Here is a 21650-nt window from a genome sequence, read left to right as displayed (position 1 = left end):
ATAAGGGTTTTCAACTAATTAGACGAGCAACTACCTCATGAGGTTTCAAAAAAAGAAGATTTTTTCATTTCATTCTTATTCTAGGATTATCTAAAAAAAGAAAGTGATGAGTTATTGATCCACCATAGTGAAAATGAATGCTACACATATATCGGGGCAAAAAAAAGGACCGGCAAATGCCGGTCTTCCTGGTAACGGAATATTTGAAAGGGGGTCTTAGGATCATCTTATCAAAGGGGTATAGGTGTGAACAGGTCCTTCAATACCGGTACAATCGAACGAAGTAACTTCTTTTTCATGATTTGATGTCCTTTGAACTAGTACAATCTATTCACTTTTAATCATAACAAGAAGAAATATGTCTTTTGAATCAATCCCTCCCCCTCTTTATAGGCTATTTTATAAGTAAGCTCTTACTCGATTTGAGCGAAAATTGCTTTATATTTCAATTCCCCAACAACCTACTGAAAAATATTTCCCTTACAAGGGAAATGTGTCAAAATATAACTAGCAATTGAGATTGAAAGCAGGTGGAATAAGGATGTACTGTCCACATTGTGGAAAAAAAAGAGGCGATGATGAGCAATTTTGCTTCTCTTGTGGAAAAGAACTAGTCACTCAAAATAAATCTAAGCATAGCCTATCCATTCTGTGGCGTTGGTTACCAGTGATGGTGTTTTTTCTTCTTTCTAGCACACTTGCCGGATATTATTTTTATGAAGAATCAACGTCAAAGGCAGCGATTCGCTCTTTTGAAAAGGGAGAGGAATTAGCTAAAAACGGCAAGCTCGAAGCAGCACAAAAAGAATTTAATGAGGCTCAACAAAACCGACCTCGTTTCCCCGGTGCCAAAAAAAACGAAAATATTGTAACGATCGCATTAAACGTTGAAGAGACTTTAAAACAGGCGGAAACCGCAAGAAAAAAAGATAATTACAGTAAAGCCTTAGATTTGATTAAAGAAGCTGAGCAAACCTCAGCATCCTATAAAGGTGATCTTTTCTCTACTTTACAAGAAGACATCGGAACGGTTCGGACAACTGTGATGGTTGCCGAATTAAAGTATGATATGAAAGGGAAAGAATCCATTGATGAATTGAAACCTGTGTTAACAAGGGCTGAAAGTTTACAAGTGGATGAAGCCCAAGACATAGCCGGACAAATTCGAAATCAAATTGTCGACTTTTCAATTAATGAAGCAAATGGTTATTTGGAAGAGAACCACTTTACGGAAGCATTAAACTCAGTAGAACAAGGCTTAGAAATCAATAAAGGTAACGAAAAGCTATCAAACCTCCAAACCGTAATTGAAAAGAGACGAAATTCGTTTGAGGAGGAGCAACAAAAGCGAATTGAACATGCTATGGTTGCTGCAGCAAAAGAAGAAGAAATGAATCGTACAAGCGCGATTGAGCTCAATGAATTAGAAACAAAGGTGACAGATTACAATGAATTAAAAGTAACAGGTACGGTCACAAGCAAAGCCACTGTTCCCGTCAATTCGATCGGGGCTTCTTATAAAGTATTGGACGGAGATGGAAAAGAGTTTGATAAAGGGGAGGTTTATATTAACCCCGACAAACTTTATCCTGACGATACAGGTAAATTTGACTTTATGATCTACGATGTAGGTGAAGACGTGAAGGATCTTGATCAATTCACAGTCGAAATTGATCATTTCACATGGTACTTGGATTAGCAGAAAGGAGTATTCAAGACGGATGTCTAAGAAATTGGCTTTGCTACTATCCCTTGCAAGCTCCCTCTTTATTCTGATTGGGGGCGGCGCAGGTTTTTATTTTTTACATGATTACTATTCGAATACAACCGTTGAAGCGACATCTTCTCTAGGAGAGAAAACAAATGCTCCAGAGAACCAAAAGAATGCTTCAGACTTAAAATCCGTCATTCATGAGACACAAAAAAGCGTTGTGCAAATTGAAGTCGCCTTAAAAGATGGCACTTCTTCAGGATCAGGCTTCCTCTACAATGCGAACGGAGACGTCATTACGAACGCTCATGTTGTCGAAGGCGCTCAAAAGATTATCGTTAAAACCTCTGATGCTAAACAATTCGAAGCTCAAATCATTGGTATGGGTAATACGATAGATGTTGCGGTAATTCGCGTTCCAGGACTAGAGGGAAATGATCCCCTACCTGTTGCAGAAGAGCGCATGGCGGAAGTTGGGGACGATATCATTGCTCTTGGTAGCCCACTCGGACTTCAGAACACCGTTACAACAGGGATTGTCAGTGGTCTCGATCGAGAATTCATCTTAGAGCCCTATCGCTATGAGCATATCTATCAAATCTCTGCCCCAATTACAAAAGGTAACAGCGGAGGTCCCCTTATTGATGCAAATACAGGAGAGGCAATCGCCATTAATTCCGCAGGAACAGACTCAGGGGCAATCGGCTTTAGCATTCCGCTCCCCAACGTTATTGAGCAAATTAAAAATTGGTCTGATGACCCAGTAGAAATAACGGTAGATGATGAAAGTAAGGAAGAAGTATCAACACCACAAGGACTCACAGGAGAAGATTTTAAAAATAATGCTACCTATCTTATTGGATATTTCTATGAAAGCTTATCTACTCAAGACTATGTCACTGGCTACTCCTTACTTGGCAGTCGCTGGCAGAGTGAAATGCTGTATGAAGATTTTCGAAGTGGCTATATCCATACCCTTGACGTGGAAGTTTCAAATATGACCGGAAGTTTAAATCAAACGAATGATCAAGTAAAGGTAACAGCTACTATTAAAGCACAAGAACGAACCGAGGATAAGAAGACAACTACTTCTCTTTATAACGTCACTTACCAGGTTGGTTATGAAAATGACCAATTGAAAATTTTAAGTGGTAAGGCTGAAAAATTAAAATAAGTTAGACAACAAATAGGCTAGAGATACATTCTCTAGCCTATTTGTTGTTTTATATTAATACGATCCCTCTTCCGGAGGTGAAAAACCTTCTTGAGAAATATAAATGGCGCTATCAGGAAAAAAGGCCTGTAATCGCTTCTTTATTTTCAAATAGGCTTTACGTTGATACCAATCTTCTAGACCCGCATCTTCAAAGAGCTTGCGAATGCCAAGCTGCTCTGTTCTTTTACCACCGCTCCCATCACCCATGAAAAAGTCATCAAGCGTGAGGCGATCCGTTACTTCAGCTAACTTCTTAGGGAAATGTTCAGAACACGGGAGAAGTGGTGCGACTGCCGCTTGTACAGGAATACCGTTTGCTCGTAACGTTTGTAGCGCCTTTAATCTTGCAGCAATTGGCGGAGCTGATGGCGCAAAAATTTTGCGCACTGAATCAAGGTCTGTTTCTACTGTCATACTGACCAGAACCTTTTTGCCGAATTTTTTTAACAAATCAATATCTCTAGTGACGAGTGGTGAGCGGGTTTGAAGAAATAGAAAATCAGGCATTTCTTCTACCATAGCTTCAAGTAATCCTCTTGTTAAATTAGTCTTAAATTCAATAGGCTGATAAGGATCTGTCGAAGAAGACATAAAAATCGATACTTCTCCTTTTTTCCGAGCTTTCGGAATCTCTTTTTTCACAAGATCCACAGCGTTTTCTTTAATATCTACCCATTCTCCCCAATCCTCTTCCCTAAAAAGGGCAATCGGCATTCTTCTTACATAGCAATACGAACATCCGAAGGCACATCCAGCGTAAGGGTTCAGAGTGTGACTATATCCATTAAGAAATCCACTACCTTTTGTTAAAATAGACCGAGATGTTCGCTTCTGAATTGAAGGTTGCAATGGCGATCCCTCCTTCTTCCATTAGTGTACCACAAACCGAACATGCATTCGATTATTACGAATAATTTTTCACTAAGCGGGCACGGTAAAGGTGAAAGGTGGTATAAATTGATGAAACGTACAGTAAGCTGTCTCCTTTTCTTACTTCTTCTTTTTCCAATTCATGCTTATGCAGCTGGTCCGATTCAGCTCATTCAAGGAAAGTGTCCAACATCACTAGATCAATCGGCATCAAAAAAAGGCCTTACAATGAAAGCTACAACGATTCTTTCAGGCTTAATGGCCAATACTCCCGATACAAATTCATGGCAGATCATTAGCATGTCACCTTTAAAAAAGAAGTCACCCTATTACGCGCCAGCCGTTAAAACCTGTGAAAAAAAAGTCGCAAACCACACTTACCTCATTGATGTCCTCGTAACAAAGAAATCTTCTCAGCTCCCCGTACGCATGCACCTTTTTGCTTCTAAAGAGGAAAGGGGTTGGAAAGTTTGGGGACTAACTACTTACTAAATGTGTATATTTTCTTTTACTTCGCACATACTACTCAAGCGTGTAAGCTAGCCGTTAGGATCTATGACACGCAACCATCCCACACTCTTATTTCACACTCGGAAAATAAGAGTATAGCCCGATCAGGACGCTGATCGGGCTTAATTCATGCTTTTCTCAATAAATTGTTTAAATATTTCTGTTTCCTCCGAAAGATGTTGATAGACCATGTATGTGTGAACCTCAGGCAGTTTGATTTCCTCAGTATCCACTTGAAGAATTCTCCCTTCAAATACCTCACGCCGAACAGATGACCATGGTAAAAAAGAGAACCCAAGCCCTTCCTCAATAAATCGCTTTGTAATGTGTACTTGCGATACCACCATCGTTCGAACACCGTCATATTTAGAACGTAGCTCAACTAAAAGATCTTCCCAATAATCAGGATGATTATGCGTGAGTAACGTTGATCTCAAACAAAACTCACTTAAAGATAAAGGCAGACTCGTTTCCGCATCTCCCCCATCGTGTGGCACAACTAAAACAATCGGATCGGCTCCAATTTGTTCATTTTTCACATATGCCTGCAAAGATTTCATTCTTGAAAGACCAAAATCTGCATCATTCTTGGTGATCATCTCTCCAATTTCATTAGACTCACTTACTTTTACAACGACCTCAATCGATGGATAAGCTTTCATAAATTGCTGAAGGACGTTAGGTAGAACCGTAGCAGCAATTAAAGGGGATACAGCAATCGTCAACTTTCGATGGTACCCCTGCCTCCACCCGTTCATATGACGTAAGCTTGTCTCATACTGCTCAACTAACTCCCTCGCATGCGGAAGAAATTGTCTTCCTGCTTCAGAGAGCATCACTCTTCTACCGCTCTTCATAAATAGCTTACTGCCAATCTGCTTTTCAAGTTGTTGAATGTGAACCGTAACAGTAGGTTGAGCAAGATAGAGTTTTTCAGATGTTTCCCTGAAATTTTCATACGAAGCAGCTGTGACAAATGTTTTCAACCAGTTTAGATTCATTCTTATCACCCTTATTGATAGCGTTTCTCTATTAATTATTCAGTAATTATTTATTAGTCATAATCATATCGAATCGATACACTAGATACAAGACGAATGAAATGGAGTTGAGTTTATGATTCATGCCGGATTAGAAGGAATCATTGCGGCTGATTCCAATATCAGCCTTGTAGACGGAGAGAACGGTTTGCTTGTCTATCGAGGACACTGGGCAAAAGAAATTGCGAAAGAAAAATCATTCGAAGAAGCCGCCTACTTCCTATGGAATGGTTCATTTCCTACTGAAAAACAGCTAGCTGCTTTCACCTCCGCACTTGGTGAAGCAAGACACTTATCACCAAATCAGAAGGAAATCATAAATCGTTTACCTGAAAAAATGGAGATGATGAGCGTTATTCGAACGGTCTTATCTTCCATGGGAGATCACTCATATCAGTTCCCAGCGACACAGGAACAGGGAATTCACCTACTGAGTATCGTTCCAACTATTATTGCCTATCGCTACCGCACTCAAAATGGATTATCTCAGATCGAGCCAGACGTAACGTTGTCTCACGTTGGGAACTATTTATATATGTTGACAGGAGAACGTCCTCAGGAAAATCACATTAAAGCGTTAACTGCCTACTTCATTTTAACGATGGAGCATGGATTAAACGCTTCTACCTTTACAGCTAGGGTGATTTCATCAACTGAAAGTGATCTCGCATCAGCTATTACAGGGGCTATTGGCGCTATGAAAGGACCTCTTCATGGCGGAGCGCCAACTGGGGTTATTGATTTATTAGAAGAAATTAAGCGCGACGGCGATGCTGAGAAAGTATTGCGACGTAAACTTGAAAATCGTGAGAAGCTAATGGGCTTTGGACATCGGGTTTATAAAACGCGTGACCCCCGTGCCGCCGCTTTAAGCGAGATTACTTCAGACTTCTATGACGATGCTGAGTTTAAACTTGCACACGAAGTAGAAGACACGGCCGTACGCCTTCTCCAGGAGTACAAACCTGACAGAAAACTTTATGCGAATGTGGAGTACTATGCAGCGGCCATCTTAAGAGCGATCAAGCTACCAACAGAACTGTTTACCCCAACATTTACAGGAGCCAGAACGGCAGGTTGGATCGCACACGTGTACGAGCAAAATGACAATAACCGAATCATCCGCCCATCTTCTGTTTATAGCGGGGAAATGCCTGAGTAAGCAGGGGTGCGGATTCGGCGGTCGGCGCGGGTGCCTGTCACCCGCGCTATATGTCGAGCCACTCCTCCGTTGGAAGTTTATTGTCCAAAACATAAAAAGCTGTCGGAGTATCCTCCGGCAGCTTTTTATTACACTTTATAAGGTATCGGATCTACCGCTCCAGCTTCTTCAAAGCCTTTCAGACGCAGACGACAGCTATCACACTCGCCACATGCTTCTTCTTCACCATTGTAGCAAGATGTCGTTAGTTCATAAGGAACGCTTAAACGTAAGCCTTCACTAACCGTATCTGCTTTCGTCAAGTTAATTAACGGCGTATCAATCTTCATTTCACTACCTGTTGCTCCAGCTTTTGTAGCTAGATTAACCGTTTCATTCATACTTTCAATAAACTCTGGTCGGCAATCCGGGTATCCACTATAGTCAACGGCAGATACACCGATGTAGATCGCTTCAGCTCCAATCACTTCTGCGTAAGCAGAGGCAAGAGAAAGAAAGATCATATTACGAGCTGGTACGTAAGTAACTGGAATTTCATCTTCATCCATATCTGTTGGTACATCAATGGAATCATCTGTAAGGGCACTGCCCCCAATTTGATTTAGAAAACTAATGTTCACTATGCGATGATCGGGTGCATTGTAATATTCCGCTACTTTCTTCGCCTGCTCTACTTCTCGGTTATGCTTTTGGCCGTAGTGGAATGTAATCGGATAAAGCTCATAGCCTTTTTCCTTCGCGATTCCCATGCATGTTGTACTATCTAAACCACCGCTCAATACAATCACTGCTTTTTTATTCACGTTACACACCTCTTCTATTAGGATCCCAAATAATCTTATGAAGCTGCATACTTAGCTTCACTTTGCTTAGTCCTGCTTCTAGAATTTTTTCAACAAGTTTGTGTGGAGGCATCGTTTCCCACACTGGACTATACAATACCTGACCTTTATGATGATTTTGTGAGACAACTTCAGTCGCTACTGTGAAATCTTCATCAGAGCCGATCACGAACTTAATTTCATCTTGTGTATCAAGAAGATCAAAGTTCTCATGAAGCATGCGATGCTGTTCACCAGAATCAGGCAGCTTATAGTCCATCACAAAACGAACTTTCTCCTGCCAGGCTTCATCGTCTTTTCGAACCGCTTCATATGGCGTAAGATCAATCGCTCCGTTCGTTTCGATATGAATGTCTTCAATATGCGGAAGATCTACCATCGCTTGAATAAGCGCCATTGATTTCTCACGATGAATTAACGGCTCTCCTCCTGTAAAACAGATGTGACGGCTATTATATTGTTTGATTTGATCGATAATCGAGGCAATTGAACCTGTGTATTCTGCTTTATCCGGTGCATAGCTATAAGGCGTGTCACACCAGCTACAGCGCAAGTTACAGTGAAAGACGCGTACAAATACTGTTGGAAAACCAGCGCGCGTTCCCTCTCCTTCTACTGTCTCAAATACCTCCACCATCGGTAGTTCCCACTTCATATATTCGGATTGTTCCGGTAGCACCCATTTACTCATTTTCTTCCATCCATTCCCGCTTTAGCGTTGCGTAGCTTGTTGGTGTTTCATAGAGAACTAGTTCTTCAATGCGCTGACCAAGATCTTTCATATTGCGCTCAGTCAGAGCTTGATCTAACTGCTCCCACATCCAAACAATCATATTTTCAGCGGTCGTGTTCATGTTCGGAAGCACTTCATTTAAATAATGATGATCCAACTTCGAATCAATCACTTCTTTAAATAGGGTTTTAATTTCACCAAAATCAACTGAAATGCCAATCTCATTTACAAATCCACTGATTGTGATGACGACTTTATACGTATGGCCATGCATGCTTTTGCACTTACCTTCGTAGCAGTGCAAATGATGCGCAGCATCAAATGTAAATTCTTTTGTTACCGCTACTCGTTTATGATGATACTTTAATTCGCTTTTCTGAATATCTTCTCCAAGTACTTCAACTTTCTTTGGAATCATAAAAGACATAAAAAAAGCCCCCTTCTTTATTCAGTAAGGGAGACGCATGAAAAACCCCATCTCCATTCAGAGAACTGGGCTACACTTTTCACGGTCCCTAGTTTTGTTTTACGAGAGGAGGGAATTACGAACTCTCCAACTTTATAATAATATCATAACACGTCATATTAGAAAAGGAGACGTATGCTAAAGCTCTTCTATTGAAGGAAAATACCGCGTTTAAAATTTAGAAAATAGTGGTAAAATCAACATCAGATGAGGAGTTGATTTGATGATGTCTAATAGTGGTGGCATGGATGGATTTGGCATGCTTTTTGAATTATTTGGTTTTCTATATATGGTCATTATTTTATTTATCGTTGTATTAACGATCGTATTCCTATTTAAAGCGATGAGCTATATGAAAAGAAAGAACGCTGCTGATCAAGAGCAGAATGAATTGCTCAGACAGTTACTTTCCAAACAAACGTCTTCAAGTATTTCAACAAGCAAAGAGGATCCAACTTCCTATTAATACATAACGCCGTCCTCACTGAGGACGGCGTTCCTAATTATCCCTTTGAATTGTGACGGTTAACAAACCGTTCGATTCGCTTTACAGCTTCCTGCAAAGAATCGATTGACGTTGCGTAAGAACAGCGCACATAGCCTTCTCCACCAGCACCAAAAACATGCCCTGGCACAACAGCGACTTGCTCTTCTTCTAATAACTTTTCAGCAAATTCATCTGATGTCATCCCAGTTGCCTGTACGGATGGAAATGCGTAGAATGCACCACCTGGCATATGACAGGAAAGTCCGATGTTGTTAAATGCTTTAACAAGAAAGTTTCTTCGCTGACGATAGCTTTTCTTCATTCTCTCAAGATCGTCTCTTCCACTTTTCAAAGCTTCGAGTGCCCCGTGCTGAGCGATTGTCGGCGCACACATCATTGTATACTGATGAATTTTCAACATCGCCGCAATGATTTCTTCAGGACCAGCCACGTAACCAAGTCTCCAGCCTGTCATAGCAAATGCCTTCGAGAAACCTGAAATAAGAATTGTACGCTCTTTCATGCCATCAGCTCGGGCAATGCTATAATGCGTTTCATCATACGTTAATTCCGCATAGATCTCATCCGAAAGTACGAGTAGGTCATGTTCTTCAATGATGTCCGTTACGTTCTTCAATTCTGCTTCAGACATTGTGGCACCAGTAGGATTACTCGGGAAACACAGAAGGATCGCTTTTGTTCGCTTCGTAATCACTTTTTCAAGCGACTCACGCGTTATTTTAAACTCGTCCTCTGCCTTTGTTTCCAAAGAGACAGGTGTCCCACCTGCGAGCGTTACAGCTGGTGAATATGCAACAAAACCTGGCTCGACAATAATAACCTCATCACCCGGATCAATCACTGCTCGAAAAGCCAGATCAATCGCCTGACTTGCTCCAACAGTTAATATGATTTGTGATTCAGCTGAATAGCTCAGTGAAAATTGTTCATCTAAGTAAGACGAAATTTCTTCCCTTAGCTCTAGCAGACCTGCATTTGCCGTATAAGCTGTATAGCCGCTTTCAAGTGAAGCGTAGCCCGCTTCACATACATTCCACGGTGTAACAAAATCTGGCTCACCAACACCAAGTGAAATAACATTATCCATTTGGGAAGCAAGATCAAAGAATTTTCGGATACCTGAAGGTTTTAATTGAGAAGCTGTTTTAGAAATATACTGCTGTTGAACTTCCTTCATGGTGACACCACAATCCGCTTATCCTTCTGTTCCGGTTCAAAAATTACACCGTCGTGTTTATATTTTTTAAGTAAGAAATGCGTTGTTGTCGACAAAACTGAATCAAGTGTTGAAAGCTTGTTAGAAACAAAGAAAGCAACTTCCTTCATCGTTTTCCCTTCGATCTGAACAGACAAATCAAACGCTCCTGACATTAAGTACACCGCTTTCACTTCCGGAAAACGATAAATACGCTCAGCAATCTCATCAAAGCCAACATCTCTTTTTGGGGTTACCTTCACATCAATCATGGCTGCAACACCGTCTTTGCCAGAAGTTTTATCCCAATTAATGACGGATGAATAGCTTAAAATAATATCCTGTTCTTCAAGTTTCTTAATGATTTTCTCTACTTCTTCAACTGATAATTCAACCATATCAGCTAAAACATCCATTGGTACGCGTGCATTATCCTCTAAAATTTCTAGGATTTCGATTTCTTTTTCATTCACTGTATTGCCCCCTGCTTTCCATCTATTTCATCTACTATATCATTCTTCTACTTTTATTTCATTTTGTTATTTGCACGGAAGGATGTTCCTACACACCTACCACAATTTTCTCGATATCCCCATTTTCCTTTAACCAATCGGTCAATCGTTCGATATCATATGAAAAAATGCGATCGCAGTCTATTTCTCGAACAATGCCTCTTCCTGCCTCATATATTTTTTTCGTTTCTGGTGCAAGCTTCGTGGAATCTCGATAGGTAATTCCTTGCATTGCACAAATCGCTTCAATCGCTAGAATTCTTCTCACATTTGTTGTAATTTGGGCAGCGTGACGAGAACCAATCGTTCCCATACTAACATGATCCTCCTGATTGGCTGAGGATGGAATGGAATCAACTGAAGCCGGATGGGCAAGGGTTTTGTTTTCTGAGACAAGAGATGCTGCTGCGTATTGCATAATCATTGCCCCTGATTGTAACCCTGGTTTGGGACTTAAGAATGCAGGAAGATCATTCAATTGCGGGTTCACGAGACGTTCAATACGACGTTCTGCAATACTCCCAAATTCAGCCATCGCAATCGAAAGAAAATCCATTGCAAGGGCAACGGGCTGTCCATGAAAATTTCCTCCAGATAGTACTTTCGCTCCCCCATCAAAAATAAGTGGGTTGTCCGTGGCGGCGTTCATTTCAATTTCAAGTTTTTCTTTTACATAAGCAAGGGCTTGCCAGGAGGCACCATGTACTTGAGGAATACATCTGAGGGAATAAGCATCCTGAACCCTTATCTCTCCTTGCCTCGTTGTTAACTGACTCCCTTTTAATAGCTTTCTTAACCTTCTAGCCACATCCACTTGTTCAGGGTAACCTCTGACCAAATGAATGTCCTCATCGAAGGCGTCTGTAATAGCTCTCAAGGCTTCTAATGTAAGAGATGAGATCCCATCCGCTTCGTAGGCGAGTTTTTCTGCTTCAAGATAAGTGACAGCGCCCATCGCCGTCATCGCCTGTGTTCCATTAATAAGCGCAAGACCTTCCTTAGCGGTTAATTTAATCGGTTCGATTCCTTTCTCTTTCATTGGAACAGTCGCGTTCTCTCGCTTTCCCCGGTAGAATACCTCTCCTTCACCTAATAACGGAAGAACAAGATGAGCTAAAGGGGCCAGGTCACCGCTTGCTCCAAGTGATCCTTGCTGCGGTACAACGGGTAGAATTTCTTCGTTGGCATATAGCAATAATCGTTCAATCACTTCACGCCTAATCCCTGAAAATCCTTTCAGTAAAGCATTCGCTCGCAGCAAAAGCATAGCTTTTGATACAAGGGGTGGAAAGGGTTCACCGATACCACATGCATGGGAATAAATAAGGTTCAACTGAAGCTGATCAACATCTGAAATTTGAATATGAACATCACTTAACTTGCCAAATCCTGTTGTAATACCGTACACTGTCTCCCCGTTTGCAACAATCGTTTCCACTGCTTTTCTGTTTTGATCAACACGCTTTAGACTCTCTTTCGAACAACTAGCACGCGCACCGTTATATAAAAGTTTTCTAAGATCATTTAATGATAACTGATAACCATCGAGTAAAATCATTTACTACCACTCCTCTACCATATTATCTAAGTAAAGGTACATAAAAAACTCGTTTTAAAAATCGAATCGATTTTTAAAACGAGTTTTTTTATTCCTATATTGTGTGTAATTGCTCATGAGCCCTTCACACCTTTCCTCAATCAATGATTCCTGATTCTCCAATATTCACTTTAACATCAATCGTTACAGGAACATGAGGATAACGGTCATACCATTTTTTAAAATCAAAATCTCTAGTCTGACTACGAGCATGATCACCGATTGAGAAAGGATCTATTCCTAATTCTTGAAATTTCTTAACCATCTCATTACCTTGAGCTTGCACGTTACGTTCAAGCGTCTCTGCAATTTCTTCTTTTGTCTCTTTACTCAACTTATCCCCTGTGTACTCTACAACATTTCCATTTAACTTAATTGTTATGTTTACTGAAGGATTGGTATTCCCATTTTTCACCTTATACTTCACTTTTGATTTGATCTTTTGTAGGTTTGCATATTCTCCATCTGGAAGCTCCAACTCATATAAACCAGCGCTGTAACTTTTATTAATTAATGCGAACATAAACATTTCATCCAAGTTCAGTTTCCCAACCATCTTTTCATCTTCAAACAAAGCGAGACCAGTTATTTTCACTTCAGTCTTTTCTTTCTTAAGTATAGGAACAACTGGATCCATCCCATCGCCATAATATTTGTAATCAAACAAGTGAATATTATTTTGGGGCATATTTCCATACTCAATCGATTGTTTAATTAGATTCTGTAGAAATGGGCCGATTCCCTGTAAATATTGAAATTCATTTTTTATGAGTTCGCCTGCACTTCCTTCTACTACACCAACGTAAATGAGACGACCAGCTGCTGGGTCTCTTAGAAAACTATCTAACACATCTATGATTCCCTCTTCAGCCATATCTTCACTAAATAACAATACCGCCATCTTCCCTATCGAAATTGGCTTAGGTAAACCACTTAATTGATTGCGAAGTCCTTTACTTGTATATGCCTCCGCTTCAAATGACCTTGTCTCAACTTCTTGATTTGGATCAAATGTTTGGAGAGAAATCGTTCCTTTGATTTTCCCTTTTTCGCCGTTGTCATAGCCAACGATAAATAGAATGGGAACTTCATCAATTATTTCCTCTGCTACACAACCTGTCAGAAGCATACAAAGAACTATTAAGCTGAAATATTTCATGTTCGCCTCTTCACTCTCCTCCAAATCATGCTGTATAAGAAAATAAATGGAATATAAAAGTAATAAACGTAGGTTCCTATAATAGAAGTTATCGTATTCAGATAGTCCACCTGATCACGATTCGTAACCATCACACATGCTGTAAAAACAAATGCAATCAAAACCAGAACAAAGTACTTTTGTTTTATATGAAACACCTTTTTTCCAACTCGACTTGCCCCCCACATCGTTAAGCAAATATTAGGAAAAACAACGAAGCACCAGAATGTTATCCCAAGATACTCAAATCGCTCTACAAATGGCAACTCGACAACCTTCCATGCAATTAGTGTAGACCAAATAGACTGCTGAAGTTGCCCCTCGCTATAAAATGCAAGAGAAATTACCATAACCATCGTGTAAATCAATGTCGTTAATAAAACGCCCATGTGTGCCCATATACGAGAGCTCTTCGGATTTTTTAAGAATGGATAAGCAAGTAATAAGATGTCTATGCCAACATAGCTTAGCGTCATCTGCCTTGTTCCAAGAGCAAATTCCTGCAACGAATGATCCAAGATAGGGAATATGTTGCTAAATGTAGAAAATTTCAATGGAGCCGTTGCCGTAAATACTAGCCACACTGGAATAACCACTCCAAAGAAACAGATGCCTGCTACAGTTCGAAAACCTCCAGCAAGCACATAATACGTTAACAACAAATACATTCCGACAGGTATCCAAGTGGCTAATTCAGGAAACATCCAGGCCTGAATGACTTCTATAAACGTACGAAGAATAACAATCGTCCCTAGCAATAAATACATCATTAGTGCAATGTTAAAAAACGCTCCTATCCACTTTCCGAACCACTTATGATGAAGATCAATAATGTCATAAGAACCATCACTAAGAACACGATACATCATCCATATAAACACGTGAAAAATAACACCTGTAATAATAACGACAATCCAGGCATCATTTCCTGCATAGGCCGCGATATAGCGAGGAAAGCCTAGTATTCCAACTCCCACCTGATTACTGTGAATAATAAACATGATCAGGAAGGGAGATATAAGAAGATCATTTCGCTTGCTCTGTTCCATGCAACTCACCCTCTACTGCTCATCGAAATCCAAATGATGCTTTTGGCGTTTTTTCTTATCCTCAAATCGCTTCGTCTGTTTCCCTCGAAAAAATTGAAATCTGTTTTTTTGCATGACATAAGGTAAACGAAAGAAAGAATCGTACCAATCTTTTACCCTCGGAGGATAAAGCGGCGCGAGATATGGGTTTCCAAATGATGTTAACCTGATCATATGCGTTAGAATAAATAGTCCAAACAGCGCTACTCCGATTAAGCCAAGAAATTGTGCGAACACAATTAAAGGATAGCGTAAAAAACGAATCGTATTAGTCATGCGATAAACTGGTGTTGTAAAAGAAGCAAGAGCTGATAAGGCAACCAAAATCAACAGAATATTACTAGTTAAAGAAGCCTCAACAGCAGCCGTTCCAATAACAATACCTCCTACAATACCGAGTGTTTGCCCAACCTTCGTCGGCATCCTTGCCCCCGCCTCTCGTAACAAATCGATTGTCACTTCAAGAAAAAACACTTCAATAACAGGAGAGAAAGGGATGTCACTTCTTGATGAAATTAACGTTGCTAATAACTTAGAAGGAAATAATTCATAATGATACGTTAAAACTGCAACGTACAAAGGAGTAGCGATAATCGACGCTAGAATGGCAATCATGCGGACGACACGAAAAAAGGAAGCAATATTCCATCCAAGATAGTAATCTTCAAAGGAAACTAACAATTGCCCAAAATTAATTGGACCAATTAGAGCATTAGAAGAGCCTTCTGTTAAGATCGCAAATGCACCAAAATTCATATGTCCTGTAATACGATCCGTTCGTTCCGTATCAATCATTTGCGGAAAAACAGACAGAGAATTGTCTTCTAACATCTGACCAATAAAGGAAGAGTCAGAAATAATATCAAAATCGAGATCTTCGAGACGCTGCATAACGGTATTAATATTCTGTTCACTAGCCACACCCTCAATAAAGGCAACGACAACCTTCGTTTTACTTATCGTTCCAACGGTAATCTCTTTCATTCTCAACCTGGGATGAGGGATTCTTCTACGAATTAAATTCATATTTGTATGAAGATCTTCGACTAGACCTTCTTTCGGTCCCATCACACTAAATTCAATTTCAGGAGCAGATAAATCTCTTGATTTGCGAAGACTAATGTTTACAAGGAGAACCTTTTGACCTCGTGAAAGTTGGATGGCAAGATAACCTTCTAACAACCGTTCTTGGATGACTGATAGCTCTGATGAAATCTCAATATTTTCGATTGGAAGAATACCTTTTAAGTCTTCAAGTGATTTTGACTTACATTCTTTAATTACTGGCAATATGTCACGGTGGAGCTGTTCAGAATCAACAAGCGATGCAAAATAGATTAACCGATAAGGCTGATCGCTCGCTTTATTTTCATATGCTACAAAATCGATCGATTGTTTAAGGTCTTTTATCATTTCCTCTAACGTAGATGGCTTTTCAGAAGCGCCTTTCTTAAACCATTTCACATGAATCAGCTCCGCACTTAGCATTCTCTTCCAATTAGCATGCGCATTTCTTGTCCTCTTATCCATCAAAAAAAGATCAGGCGCGTATATAGCACCTGACCTTTTTATCACGTTCTTTCTTTATAAACACTTAGCACCTTTTGGCGCTGTACTTTATGATCCACAGTTGGAAGTGGGTAATCTTCCCCAATGACACAGTTATTTTCCTTTTGCTCTTCTTCAGTCATTTTTGATGGTTGATGGATATACTTCTTAGGCACACCTTTTAACTCTTCAACGTATTTCTTAATATAAACACCATCCGGATCAAATCGTTCTGCCTGAGTCGTCGGATTGAAGATGCGAAAATAAGGGACAGCATCTGTACCAGTCGAAGAAGCCCACTGCCATCCTCCAGTATTGGAAGACTCATCATAATCAATCAGCTTTTCCTCAAAGTAACGCTCACCAAGTCTCCAATCGATAAGGTAATCTTTTGTAAGAAATGAAGCCGTAATCATACGAAGTCGATTATGCATCCATCCTTCCTGATTTAGTTGCCTCATTCCAGCATCAACGATTGGAAAGCCTGTTTTACCCTCTTTCCACTTCTGGAATTTTTCTTCATTGTCATTCCACGGAATGCTTCGATATTTGGACTGAAATTCACGATCTCGAAATTCAGGAAACTCTGAATGAACCATTCCATAAAAATCACGCCAAGAAAGTTCCTGAATAAACGTTTCTGCCCCTTTATGATCATATTCCGCTACCATATGAAAAAGGGTTCGGACAGAGAGAGTACCTGTCTTTAAATACGGTGATAACTTACTCGTCCCCACAAATGAAGGAACATCTCGATGATTATCATAATCCTTGATTCTTTCTTTCACAAAACGCTTCGCCCGTTGATTTGCACTCTTTTCACCAATCGCTTGCCAATTTGCTTCACACTTATTTAGTATGATTTCAAATTCGGCTTCAGATTCGGGATCAAGTGTATGATCTAACGAATGAGCATACTTCTTAACCTTCTTAAAATCATTTTGAATGACTGGTGGCTTTCTTAGCGTCCGCCATTGCTTATAATAGGGCGTAAATACCTTATACATCGTATCATCATGTTTCCTAACTTCTTTAGAACCATGAAGGTAGTAATCTTTATAAGAAAATACTTTAATGCCCTTCTCTTTCAGCAAGTTACTCACTTCATGATCGCGCCTCGCTCCGTAACCTGCTTCATCTTCATTAAAGAAAATGGCCGTTACATTTAAACGAGCCGTTACCTTATCAAATACGTCTTTTGGAGTTCCGTAGCTAATTTGAAAGGGAAGTTTCTCATTTTTACAGCGTTCTTGAAATTCAGCCACCGTCCGAAAGAAATAATCATGGTGGAGATCGATTGTATTCGTAAAATGGGGATCAAGCTGGAAAATCCCTACCCAGTTAGCATCATTTTCTTCACAATAGGCGATAGCCTTTTCAAGAGCAGTTTGGTCGTTTAAACGAAAATCCCGTCTAAACCAAACGATAACGATTTCACTCATCACATTCACCTCTACTATCATTTTAGTTCGAAGAAAGGGAGGCATACAGTTTGAATGTGCTATAGATGCCAACTAACGATATTGTAGCTAAATAAGTGGTCTACCTATAAGACAAATGAATAATTTATTCGAATCTCTTAAACGCGATATGTAACACTTTAATCATTAACCAAATTGTTATTACAATGATTAAGATTGAAAAGAAGCTGTTCCAAAAGGGTTCACTCCATTAATAGTAGATTCTAGTTCTTCCCCTCGATTTTAAAGCATTATTTTATACAATTCACCTGATCTTTTAAGAAATCTCTATCAATTTTATAATACCAAGAAGCTTATCATTACCCATTAATTCCGCGATATTTTATATAATTCCGCGAAATCCGGATTTTTCCCGCGCTTTTCCGTAATAATTCCGCGCATTTGAGATTAATTCCTCGAACGTAAAAAAACATATAAAAAAGCGAGAAACCCTCAGGTCTCTCGCTTCTCTTCATTGCCCAGCGACGTCCTACTCTTGCAGGGGGAGATCCCCCAACTACCATCGGCGCTCGAGCTTAACTTCCGTGTTCTCATACGGGGCGCGATAAGCGGCGAACTTCTTCGTCAGCTGCGCGATGCCAGATCCTCATGGATCTCTCGAATATCCACTCCGGTCTGACATCACTTGCTTCCTCGAATTTCTTGCTTCTCCCACCCCTACGAAGCTTTCGAAGAAGTCTTTGATTGTCTTTCCTGCAGCTTTTTTCTCTTACGAGCTTACTACACTTTTTGAATACAAAAAAGCGAGAGACCCTCAGGTCTCTCGCTTCTCTTATGTTGCCCAGCGACGTCCTACTCTTGCAGGGGGAGATCCCCCAACTACCATCGGCGCTGAAGAGCTTAACTTCCGTGTTCGGCATGGGAACGGGTGTGACCTCTTCGCCATCATCACTAGACTAACAGGATGTTAGCCGTTCGGTGTTCACCACAGGACGTGGTGGCACTTAATCGAACTTCCTTATTTCAGGTGTTCCCTGAAAACTAGATAGCACGCACAACTTTCCAATATTTTAGGTTAAGCCCTCGATCGATTAGTATTCGTCAGCTCCACGTGTTGCCACGCTTCCACCCCGAACCTATCTACCTCATCATCTCTAAGGGATCTTACCAGCTTCATGCTGTGGGAAATCTCATCTCGAGGGGGGCTTCATGCTTAGATGCTTTCAGCACTTATCCCTTCCACACGTAGCTACCCAGCTATGCTCCTGGCGGAACAACTGGTACACCAGCGGTGTGTCCATCCCGGTCCTCTCGTACTAAGGACAGCTCCTCTCAAATTTCCTGCGCCCGCGACGGATAGGGACCGAACTGTCTCACGACGTTCTGAACCCAGCTCGCGTACCGCTTTAATGGGCGAACAGCCCAACCCTTGGGACCTACTTCAGCCCCAGGATGCGATGAGCCGACATCGAGGTGCCAAACCTCCCCGTCGATGTGGACTCTTGGGGGAGATAAGCCTGTTATCCCCAGGGTAGCTTTTATCCGTTGAGCGATGGCCCTTCCATGCGGAACCACCGGATCACTAAGCCCGACTTTCGTCCCTGCTCGACTTGTAGGTCTCGCAGTCAAGCTCCCTTGTGCCTTTACACTCTGCGAATGATTTCCAACCATTCTGAGGGAACCTTTGGGCGCCTCCGTTACACTTTAGGAGGCGACCGCCCCAGTCAAACTGCCCACCTGACACTGTCTCCGCACCGGATCACGGTGCTGGGTTAGAATGTCAGTACAGCCAGGGTAGTATCCCACCGACGCCTCCATCGAACCTGGCGGTCCGACTTCTATGGCTCCTACCTATCCTGTACAAGCTGTACCAAAATCCAATATCAGGCTACAGTAAAGCTCCATGGGGTCTTTCCGTCCTGTCGCGGGTAACCTGCATCTTCACAGGTACTATAATTTCACCGGGTCTCTCGTTGAGACAGTATCCAAGTCGTTGCACCTTTCGTGCGGGTCGGAACTTACCCGACAAGGAATTTCGCTACCTTAGGACCGTTATAGTTACGGCCGCCGTTTACTGGGGCTTCGATTCAGAGCTTCTCCCGTAAGGGATAACCCCTCCTCTTAACCTTCCAGCACCGGGCAGGTGTCAGCCCCTATACTTCGCCTTACGGCTTTGCAGAGACCTGTGTTTTTGCTAAACAGTCGCTTGGATCTTTTCACTGCGGCTCCCCTGGGCTATAAACCCGAGGAAGCACCCCTTCTCCCGAAGTTACGGGGTCATTTTGCCGAGTTCCTTAACGAGAGTTCTCCCGATCGTCTTAGGATTCTCTCCTCGCCTACCTGTGTCGGTTTGCGGTACGGGCACCTTTTTCCTCACTAGAGGCTTTTCTTGGCAGCGTAGAATCAAGGACTTCGGTACTAAATTTCCCTCGCCATCACGACTCAGCCTTCATGGTGAACGGATTTGCCTATTCACCAGCCTAATCGCTTGGACGCGCATTTCCAGCAGCGCGCTCTCCCTATCTTTCTGCGTCCCCCCGTCGTTCAAACGGAAAGGAGGTGGTACAGGAATATCAACCTGTTATCCATCGCCTACGCCTTTCGGCCTCGGCTTAGGTCCCGACTAACCCTGAGCGGACGAGCCTTCCTCAGGAAACCTTGGGCTTTCGACGGACAAGATTCTCACTTGTCTTTCGCTACTCATACCGGCATTCTCACTTCTAAGCGCTCCACCAGTCCTTTCGGTCTGACTTCACAGCCCTTAGAACGCTCTCCTACCATTGTCGTAAGACAATCCACAGCTTCGGTGATACGTTTAGCCCCGGTACATTTTCGGCGCAGCGTCACTCGACCAGTGAGCTATTACGCACTCTTTAAATGATGGCTGCTTCTAAGCCAACATCCTGGTTGTCTAAGCAACGCCACATCCTTTTCCACTTAACGTATACTTTGGGACCTTAGCTGGTGGTCTGGGCTGTTTCCCTCTCGACTACGGATCTTATCACTCGCAGTCTGACTCCCGCGGATAAATCGTTGGCATTCGGAGTTTGACTGGATTCGGTAATCCGGTAAGGACCCCTAGTCCAATCAGTGCTCTACCTCCAAGATTCTTGCCGCGAGGCTAGCCCTAAAGCTATTTCGGAGAGAACCAGCTATCTCCAGGTTCGATTGGCATTTCACCGCTACCCACACCTCATCCCCGCATTTTTCAACATGCGTGGGTTCGGGCCTCCATTCAGTGTTACCTGAACTTCACCCTGGACATGGGTAGATCACCTGGTTTCGGGTCTACGACCACGTACTATTTCGCCCTATTCAGACTCGCTTTCGCTGCGGCTCCGCCTTCTCAGCTTAACCTTGCACGGGATCGTAACTCGCCGGTTCATTCTACAAAAGGCACGCTGTCACCCATTAACGGGCTCCAACTAGTTGTAGGCACACGGTTTCAGGTTCTTTTTCACTCCCCTTCCGGGGTGCTTTTCACCTTTCCCTCACGGTACTGGTTCACTATCGGTCACTAGAGAGTATTTAGCCTTGGGAGATGGTCCTCCCGGATTCCGACGGGGTTTCACGTGTCCCGCCGTACTCAGGATCCGTCTCGGAGGGCATCGGATTTTGACTACAGGATTGTTACCTTCTCTGATGGACCTTTCCAGGTCGCTTCGTCTATCCGTGCCTTTGTAACTCCAAAGAGACGTCCTACAACCCCAGAGGGCAAGCCCTCAGGTTTGGGCTGATTCCGTTTCGCTCGCCGCTACTCAGGAAATCGCGTTTGCTTTCTCTTCCTCCGGGTAATGAGATGTTTCAGTTCCCCGGGTCTGCCTTCCATTCCCTATGTATTCAGAAATGGATACCATCCTATTAAAGATGGTGGGTTCCCCCATTCGGAAATCTCCGGATCAAAGCGTACTTACAGCTCCCCGAAGCATATCGGTGTTCGTCCCGTCCTTCTTAGGCTTCTAGTGCCAAGGCATCCACCGTGCGCCCTTAGTAGCTTAACCTTCGATTTGTTAGGCATTACTGCCATAACGCA

At 42.0% G+C, this 21650-nt stretch carries 17 protein-coding genes and 2 rRNA genes; 5 read left to right on the top strand and 14 right to left on the bottom strand.

Annotated elements, in window-relative coordinates:
- Window positions 1–541: 541 nt before the first annotated feature.
- Complete coding sequence (locus AC0VYO_RS04010) at window positions 542–1699, top strand: zinc-ribbon domain-containing protein (protein ID WP_475368441.1); 1158 nt, start codon at window positions 542–544, stop codon at window positions 1697–1699.
- Between the two features lie 22 nt (window positions 1700–1721).
- Window positions 1722–2885 carry a S1C family serine protease gene (locus tag AC0VYO_RS04005; protein ID WP_475368440.1) on the top strand — a complete coding sequence of 388 codons (1164 nt, stop codon included), beginning with the start codon at window positions 1722–1724 and terminating at the stop codon, window positions 2883–2885.
- A gap of 54 nt (window positions 2886–2939) precedes the next feature.
- Here AC0VYO_RS04005 and AC0VYO_RS04000 read toward each other — a convergent pair whose 3' ends face one another.
- Window positions 2940–3776: an SPL family radical SAM protein gene (locus AC0VYO_RS04000; protein ID WP_475368439.1), complete on the bottom strand. Its 837-nt coding sequence runs from the start codon at window positions 3774–3776 to the stop codon at window positions 2940–2942.
- 111 nt (window positions 3777–3887) lie between these two features.
- Here AC0VYO_RS04000 and AC0VYO_RS03995 point away from each other — a divergent pair, with 111 nt between their 5' ends.
- The gene (locus AC0VYO_RS03995; protein ID WP_475368438.1) at window positions 3888–4289 is read left to right on the top strand and encodes a hypothetical protein; all 402 of its coding nucleotides are present in this window, start codon (window positions 3888–3890) and stop codon (window positions 4287–4289) included.
- Window positions 4290–4429: 140 nt separating this feature from the next.
- Here AC0VYO_RS03995 and AC0VYO_RS03990 read toward each other — a convergent pair whose 3' ends face one another.
- Window positions 4430–5308: a LysR family transcriptional regulator gene (locus AC0VYO_RS03990; protein WP_194220331.1), complete on the bottom strand. Its 879-nt coding sequence runs from the start codon at window positions 5306–5308 to the stop codon at window positions 4430–4432.
- A 115-nt stretch (window positions 5309–5423) separates the two neighbouring features.
- Here AC0VYO_RS03990 and AC0VYO_RS03985 point away from each other — a divergent pair, with 115 nt between their 5' ends.
- Window positions 5424–6509 carry a citrate synthase gene (locus AC0VYO_RS03985; RefSeq protein ID WP_475368437.1) on the top strand — a complete coding sequence of 362 codons (1086 nt, stop codon included), beginning with the start codon at window positions 5424–5426 and terminating at the stop codon, window positions 6507–6509.
- 128 nt (window positions 6510–6637) lie between these two features.
- Here AC0VYO_RS03985 and queC read toward each other — a convergent pair whose 3' ends face one another.
- Genes queC through queD form a run of 3 tightly spaced genes read right to left on the bottom strand, consistent with a single transcriptional unit; the run spans window position 6638 to window position 8511 of the window.
- Entirely contained in the window at window positions 6638–7312 is a 675-nt protein-coding gene (gene queC, locus AC0VYO_RS03980; protein WP_194220329.1) for a 7-cyano-7-deazaguanine synthase QueC, read from the bottom strand.
- Between the two features lies 1 nt (window position 7313).
- Window positions 7314–8042, bottom strand: a complete 729-nt coding sequence (locus AC0VYO_RS03975; protein WP_430243870.1) for a 7-carboxy-7-deazaguanine synthase QueE — start codon at window positions 8040–8042, stop codon at window positions 7314–7316.
- Window positions 8035–8511, bottom strand: coding sequence for a 6-carboxytetrahydropterin synthase QueD (queD, locus tag AC0VYO_RS03970; RefSeq protein ID WP_226616375.1), 477 nt, complete (start codon window positions 8509–8511; stop codon window positions 8035–8037). Before queD ends, AC0VYO_RS03975 begins: the two co-directional genes overlap by 8 nt.
- A 262-nt stretch (window positions 8512–8773) precedes the next feature.
- Between queD and AC0VYO_RS03965 the strand changes: the two genes are divergently transcribed.
- Window positions 8774–9016, top strand: a complete 243-nt coding sequence (locus tag AC0VYO_RS03965; protein WP_430243874.1) for a hypothetical protein — start codon at window positions 8774–8776, stop codon at window positions 9014–9016.
- 37 nt (window positions 9017–9053) lie between these two features.
- On the opposite strand, the gene AC0VYO_RS03960 is transcribed toward AC0VYO_RS03965, so the two are convergent.
- From AC0VYO_RS03960 to AC0VYO_RS03920, 9 genes are all read right to left on the bottom strand, one after another.
- A complete protein-coding gene (locus AC0VYO_RS03960; protein ID WP_475368436.1) occupies window positions 9054–10235 on the bottom strand; it encodes an aminotransferase in 1182 nt (393 codons plus the stop codon).
- A complete protein-coding gene (locus AC0VYO_RS03955; protein ID WP_430243877.1) occupies window positions 10232–10726 on the bottom strand; it encodes an Lrp/AsnC family transcriptional regulator in 495 nt (164 codons plus the stop codon). The genes AC0VYO_RS03960 and AC0VYO_RS03955 overlap by 4 nt, the downstream gene beginning before the upstream one ends.
- An 88-nt stretch (window positions 10727–10814) precedes the next feature.
- Window positions 10815–12323, bottom strand: coding sequence for a histidine ammonia-lyase (gene hutH, locus AC0VYO_RS03950; protein ID WP_475368435.1), 1509 nt, complete (start codon window positions 12321–12323; stop codon window positions 10815–10817).
- Window positions 12324–12459: 136 nt separating this feature from the next.
- Complete coding sequence (locus tag AC0VYO_RS03945; RefSeq protein WP_475368434.1) at window positions 12460–13521, bottom strand: Ger(x)C family spore germination protein; 1062 nt, start codon at window positions 13519–13521, stop codon at window positions 12460–12462.
- The gene (locus AC0VYO_RS03940; RefSeq protein WP_430243882.1) at window positions 13518–14609 is read right to left on the bottom strand and encodes a GerAB/ArcD/ProY family transporter; all 1092 of its coding nucleotides are present in this window, start codon (window positions 14607–14609) and stop codon (window positions 13518–13520) included. The genes AC0VYO_RS03945 and AC0VYO_RS03940 overlap by 4 nt, the downstream gene beginning before the upstream one ends.
- A 12-nt stretch (window positions 14610–14621) precedes the next feature.
- Window positions 14622–16178 carry a spore germination protein gene (locus tag AC0VYO_RS03935; RefSeq protein ID WP_475368433.1) on the bottom strand — a complete coding sequence of 519 codons (1557 nt, stop codon included), beginning with the start codon at window positions 16176–16178 and terminating at the stop codon, window positions 14622–14624.
- A gap of 41 nt (window positions 16179–16219) precedes the next feature.
- A complete protein-coding gene (locus tag AC0VYO_RS03930) occupies window positions 16220–17638 on the bottom strand; it encodes a cryptochrome/photolyase family protein (RefSeq protein WP_475368432.1) in 1419 nt (472 codons plus the stop codon).
- 818 nt (window positions 17639–18456) lie between these two features.
- Window positions 18457–18573, bottom strand: a 5S ribosomal RNA gene (rrf, locus tag AC0VYO_RS03925).
- Window positions 18574–18688: 115 nt separating this feature from the next.
- Window positions 18689–21618 (bottom strand): 23S ribosomal RNA (locus AC0VYO_RS03920).
- Between the last annotated feature and the right edge of the window lie 32 nt (window positions 21619–21650).

It is taken from the genome of Anaerobacillus sp. 63XJN7_4_ISO-PGPR-S23-413, from assembly GCF_056173725.1.
The sequence above is the reverse complement of the archived record's forward strand: the minus strand, read 5'-3'. Positions and strand labels throughout refer to the sequence as shown.